This window comes from Nocardia cyriacigeorgica (assembly GCF_005863245.1).
GTDB classification, from domain to species: domain Bacteria; phylum Actinomycetota; class Actinomycetes; order Mycobacteriales; family Mycobacteriaceae; genus Nocardia; species Nocardia cyriacigeorgica_C.
Map to the genome: position 1 here is coordinate 1 of NZ_VBUT01000033.1, position 1,076 is coordinate 1,076.

At 69.0% G+C, this 1,076-nt stretch carries 1 pseudogene; it reads right to left on the minus strand.

Features of this window, described 5'->3' with window-relative positions:
- Positions 1–1,076, minus strand: a pseudogene (locus tag FEK34_RS29815) (RHS repeat domain-containing protein); the annotation flags it as partial.

Here is a 1,076-nt window from a genome sequence, read left to right on the forward strand (position 1 = left end):
CCGGCGGGGTCGTAGTGGTATTGGTGTCGCCCGTCTCGGATGAGGAGGTTGTTGTGGTACTCGCGGCGCGTGTTGGCCGGTGAGTGTTGCTGGGGTGCAGCTGGGTTGGGCGGTAGACCCGGTGGCGCGGGAAATCCCGGGTGGGATCCCGGGTGGGATCCCGGCTGGCCGGGCGTAGTCGGGTGCCCCGGCCCTGGAGTGGTTGGGTCGGGCGTGACGACCCCACCGGAGGTGATGTTGCTGAGTTTGTCGTAGCTGTAGTGCTCGGCAAGAGCCCCGTTCCGGGTGATTGCGGTGACGCGGCCGATGGGGTCGAGGGTGTATTGGCGGTGATCGGGGCCGGTTCCGGGGTGGGTGGTGGTGTGGGAGGTGAGGTAGCCGTCGGGGCGCCAGGTGTAGTCGTCGCGGCGAAGGATCTGCGGTTCTGGGGCCGAGGGTGCAGGGGTCGGTGCGCCGGGGAGGTGTGCGGTGACGACCTGGTGGGTGGTGTGCCCGACAGACGTGAATGCGCGGTCGATCGAGATGTTCCCGATCCGCCAGCCGGTGGTGCGGCCGAGCGGGTCGTGGGTGAACGAGATCGCATGCCCGTCGGTGGTCATCGCGGTGACGCGCCCAGCCACGTCGTGGGTCCAGGTGGTGGTTGCGCCGGTGGGGGTGGTGCGGGAGGTGCGGCGGCCGAACTCGTCGTGGCCGTAGACCATGGGTGGTTGGTCATCCACCTGTTGGGAGGCGAGTTGGCCGGTTCGGGTGTGGGTGAATTGGAGGGTGTGGGTGCGGGTTTCGCCGACACCGGAGACGGCGGTTTTGATGCGTCCGGCGGGGTCGTGGGTGTAGTGGATCCATTCGCCGGTGTCGGCGGTGATCGAGGTGAGGCGGCCGAGGATGTCGTGGGTGTGGTGGCGGGTGACGCCGGTGGCGGGGGTGACGGTGTTGATGCGGCCGGCGGGGTCGTGGGTGTAGTGGGTGGTGGCGCCGGTGTAGTCGGTTTCGGAGGTGAGGCGGCCTGCGGGGTCGTAGCGGTAGTGCCAGGTGTGGCCGATGGGGTTGGCGACTCCTGTGAGGCGGCGTTGGGTGTC